Below are 432 nucleotides of genomic sequence, written 5' to 3'. Positions count from 1 at the left end.
TCGTAATACGGCAGCCACTTGCTGCCGCTTTGCTTCAGATATGCGCGAAAACTTTTGTTTACCCATGTGGCGGTGTAATCCAAATAATGGCAAAAAGTAAGTTATCAAGAGACAGAGGCCGTCTGAAGCGTTTCAGACGGCCTTTTCAAAATACGCTTATCGGTTACAAAGCCACATCGTAGCCGCCATCTTCTACGGCATCAATCAGCGCGTCGGCATCTGTTTTGCTTTCATCGAAAGTAACCACTGCATTTTTGTTTTCCAGGCTGACTTCTGCTTTTTCTACGCCTTCTACGCCTTCCAAAAGACGGGTTACGCTTTTCACGCAGCCGCCGCAGGTCATGCCGTCGATATTGAGGGTAACAGTTTGCATTTGTATTTCCTTTCATTCAAACAAATATGGTTGCCAAATACTTTACTCCTTACATAAAC

General features: G+C 44.9%; 1 protein-coding gene. It reads right to left on the bottom strand.

Features of this window, described 5'->3' with window-relative positions; translation table 11 throughout:
- Positions 1-163: 163 nt before the first annotated feature.
- On the bottom strand, positions 164-373 hold the full coding sequence (locus ACTHUG_RS11545; RefSeq protein WP_003747085.1) for a heavy-metal-associated domain-containing protein: 210 nt from the start codon (positions 371-373) through the stop codon (positions 164-166).
- Between the last annotated feature and the right edge of the window lie 59 nt (positions 374-432).

The organism is Neisseria sp. P0022.S009, assembly GCF_051956675.1.
Lineage (GTDB): Bacteria > Pseudomonadota > Gammaproteobacteria > Burkholderiales > Neisseriaceae > Neisseria.
This window is presented reverse-complemented; position numbering and strand designations above follow the sequence as displayed.

Excerpts from the sequence above, each read along its gene's own strand:
- ACTHUG_RS11545 (WP_003747085.1), bottom strand. The coding sequence starts at position 373 with ATGCAAACTGTTACCCTCAATATCGACGGCATGACCTGCGGCGGCTGC.